The sequence below is a fragment of the Rhizobium sp. PEPV16 genome (genome assembly GCF_008919455.1).
GTDB classification, from domain to species: Bacteria; Pseudomonadota; Alphaproteobacteria; order Rhizobiales; family Rhizobiaceae; genus Rhizobium; species Rhizobium leguminosarum_Q.
Genome location: NZ_VSZV01000224.1, coordinates 11371 through 14924, shown reverse-complemented (window position 1 = coordinate 14924; position 3554 = coordinate 11371). Strand labels below are relative to the sequence as shown.

4 protein-coding genes are annotated in these 3554 nt (G+C 59.3%); 3 read left to right on the top strand and 1 reads right to left on the bottom strand.

Going from position 1 to position 3554, the window contains the following annotated elements; genetic code table 11:
* Window positions 1-891 (bottom strand): endonuclease/exonuclease/phosphatase family protein (locus FY112_RS07435; RefSeq protein ID WP_151518087.1); only part of this gene is annotated, 891 nt, incomplete at its 3' end.
* Window positions 892-1175: 284 nt separating this feature from the next.
* On the opposite strand from FY112_RS07435, the gene petA reads away from it, so the two are divergent.
* From petA to FY112_RS37505, 3 genes are all read left to right on the top strand, one after another.
* Entirely contained in the window at window positions 1176-1754 is a 579-nt protein-coding gene (petA, locus tag FY112_RS07430; protein WP_026158794.1) for a ubiquinol-cytochrome c reductase iron-sulfur subunit, read from the top strand.
* A 14-nt stretch (window positions 1755-1768) separates the two neighbouring features.
* Complete coding sequence (locus FY112_RS07425; protein WP_017961481.1) at window positions 1769-3049, top strand: cytochrome b N-terminal domain-containing protein; 1281 nt, start codon at window positions 1769-1771, stop codon at window positions 3047-3049.
* 25 nt (window positions 3050-3074) lie between these two features.
* On the top strand, window positions 3075-3554 hold a 480-nt coding region (locus FY112_RS37505; protein WP_246700630.1), incomplete at its 3' end, for a cytochrome c1.

Below are 3554 nucleotides of genomic sequence, written 5' to 3'. Positions count from 1 at the left end.
TGATCCGAAGCCGTTCTCGATGCGGCGGACCGATTTAAGCCGCAGCGGCGCGCGGGTAAAGATATGATCGATCGGAATACCGAAGGCGCCGGCGCGGATCGGCCATGTCGCGGGCTCCAGCGATGCCGTGCCCAAGCCTTGAGTGCGCATGAGATACTGCATGTCGGGCGCGAGAATCGACGTATTGAAATCACCGGCCAGAACGAGCGGTCCCGAAAGGGTAGGGATGACCTCCGCGAGATCCCAGACCTCCAGGCCGTGGAACTCGTCGTAATAAGGTTTGGTCAGGTGCGCGGCGAGGAAATTGACCTTCTGGCCATCGAAATCGATCGTCGAGATCGTCAACCGGTTGCGCCAGAGCAGGCCGAGATTGCGGATGCGGGGTTCGATCAGCGGACGCTTCGACAGCACCAGCGTATCGCATTGCTCCATGCCGACGCCGCAGCCGATATAATAGGGATAAGTCTTCAACAACCGCGGCAGTTCCGACAGCAGCGGTTCGGCCTCCAGGATGTTGACGACGTCGGCGCCTGAGGCGATGACCATGTCGGCGATGTGAGGGCCGTTTGCGAAATTATCGTTCTCGATGTTGAAGGACATCAGCCTGAAGAGGGCCGGGCGGCTCTCTTCGACTGAGGGTTCGACGAATTCGCGCATCATCGCAATGCCATGGACTGCAAGGACCGCCGATACCGCGAGCGTCAGCAGGCCATACCAGTGTCGCTTGACGAGAAGGGCTGCGACCGAAGCCACCGCGCCGGCAACCGCCAGATGGACCTGGAAGCTGTAAAAAAAGGACAGCAGATAAAAATCGGTGACGTATCGCAGGGAGATGATGGCGAGAACAAGCGTCGTAAGGACGCTGAATACGCAAAAAATCGTGTCTCTCATCCGCTCCGGTCCGGCTCGCTGGCGTGGCTTGGACTGCGCCTATCACGAGGGCATTTTTGTTGCAATGCAACATAACGGCAAGCGCGTGTTTGCCTTAAAAAATTCATCCGAAATTTCCCGCGACATTGTGCCCTCATCCCCTTGCCAAGGCTGGACATAATTTGCGATCAAGCATAGAACGCGCCGGATTGCTGGGGAATCTATGGCCGAATTGTGTCTAGAGAGATTCGCCGGCAGAGGGGGCAGGGCGGAATTCCGCGAAAATTGCGCAGAGGATGTTAGCCGTGAGCGAACACGAAACGACAAGCGAGGGCACGGGCGAACCCACTCGCCGTGATTTCCTTTATCTCACCACTGGTATGGCGGGCGCCGTTGGCGCCGTCGCGGTCGCTTGGCCGTTCATCGATCAGATGCGTCCTGACGCTTCGACGCTCGCTCTCGCCTCGATCGAAGTCGACGTTGCCAGCCTGGAACCCGGCATGTCGCTGACGGTCAAATGGCGCGGCAAGCCGATCTTCATACGCAATCGCACCCCGGAAGAAGTGACGGCCGCAGCCGATGTTCCGCTGTCGGATCTCAAGGACCCGATTGCGCGCAATGCAAACCTTCCCGCCGACGCTCAGGCAACGGGTGTTGACCGTTCGGGCGGCAAGGACAAGGAAAACTGGATCGTCATGATCGGCACCTGCACGCATCTCGGCTGCGTACCGCTCGGCCAGGCCGGCGAATACAATGGTTGGTTCTGTCCCTGCCATGGCTCGGTCTACGACACGGCCGGCCGCATTCGCAAAGGTCCTGCGTCCGAGAACCTGGCGATCCCGACCTTTTCATTTGTGTCCGATACCAAAATCAAGATCGGTTGAGGGGAGACTGATATATGAGTGGCCATTCCAGCTACGAGCCATCAACCGGCCTCGAGAAATGGGTCGATGCGCGCCTTCCGCTGCCGCGCATGGTCTATGATAGTTTCGTCGCCTATCCGGTTCCGCGTAACCTGAACTATGCCTATACTTTTGGCGCAATGCTCTCCGTCATGCTGATCCTTCAGATATTGACGGGTGTGGTTCTCGCCATGCACTATGCCGCCGAGACGACGATTGCCTTCAACTCCGTTGAAAAGATCATGCGCGACGTCAATCATGGCTGGCTGCTGCGCTATATGCATGCCAACGGCGCGTCTTTCTTCTTCGTCGCGGTCTACCTGCACATTGCCCGCGGCCTCTACTACGGCTCCTACAAGGCGCCGCGAGAAATTCTCTGGATTCTCGGTGTGGTCATTTATCTCCTGATGATGGCGACCGGTTTCATGGGTTACGTTCTGCCCTGGGGCCAGATGTCCTTCTGGGGTGCGACCGTCATCACCGGCTTCTTCTCGGCCTTTCCCCTGATTGGCGAATGGTTGCAGCAGTTCCTACTCGGCGGCTTTGCCGTCGAACAGCCGACGCTGAACCGCTTCTTCTCGCTGCATTACCTGCTGCCCTTCATGATCGCCGGCGTCGTCGTCCTGCACATCTGGGCGCTGCATGTCGTCGGCCAGACGAACCCGACGGGCGTCGAGGTCAAGACGAAGACGGACACGGTGCGCTTCACGCCCTATGCGACGATGAAGGATGCTCTCGGTGTATCGGTCTTCCTGCTGGTCTATGCCTATTTCGTCTTCTACATGCCGAACTTCCTCGGCCATGCCGACAACTACATCCCGGCCGACCCGTTGAAGACGCCGGCGCACATCGTTCCGGAATGGTACTTCCTGCCGTTCTACGCGATGCTGCGTTCGATCACCTTCAACGTCGGCCCGATCGATTCCAAGCTCGGGGGCGTGCTGGTGATGTTCGGTGCGATCATCGTGCTGTTCTTCCTGCCCTGGCTCGACACTTCCAAGGTTCGCTCCGCGGTCTATCGTCCCTGGTACAAGGTGTTCTACTGGCTGTTCGTGATCAACGCGATCATCCTCGGCTGGCTCGGATCGCAGCCGGCGGAAGGTGACTTCGTCTGGATCTCTCAGGTCTGCACGCTCCTCTACTTCGCATTCTTCCTGGTTGCCATGCCGGTGCTCGGCCTCCTCGAGACACCGCGCCGCATCCCGAACTCGATCACCGAAGCGGTGCTCGAGAAGCGCAACAAGACAGCTGCCGCCAGTGCAGCGGCCAATGCGTAAGCGCGCGACGGAAGGGAACAGAAACATGAAAACGCTTGTTGCAAGCATTCTCTCGCTCGCTGTCGTTGCCGGTCTCAGCGGCGCGGCTCTGGCCGAGGAGGCGCCCGCCAACGGTGCGGCTCCGGCCCATCACGCGGAAGGTGAGACGCCGCATTATCCGCTGAAGCATCCGAAGGAGGAGGAATGGTCTTTCGCCGGTCCGTTCGGCCATTACGACAAGGGCCAGCTTCAGCGCGGCCTCAAGGTCTACACGGAAGTCTGTGCAGCCTGTCATTCGATGAAGCTCGTGCCTTTCCGCACGCTCCACGAGCTCGGCTATTCCGAGGCGCAGGTGAAGGCCTTCGCCGCGAACTACGAGGTCCAGGATGGTCCCGACGCCAGCGGCGAGATGTTTACCCGCAAGGCGGTTCCTTCCGATTACTTCCCGTCGCCTTTCCCCAATGCTGAAGCCGCGGCTGCTTCCAACAATGGCGCGGCTCCGCCCGATTTTTCGCTGATTGCCAAG

Bases quoted from the DNA above. Each gene is read 5' to 3' on its own strand.
- FY112_RS07425 (WP_017961481.1), top strand. From the start codon at position 1,769: ATGAGTGGCCATTCCAGCTACGAGCCATCAACCGGCCTCGAGAAATGG.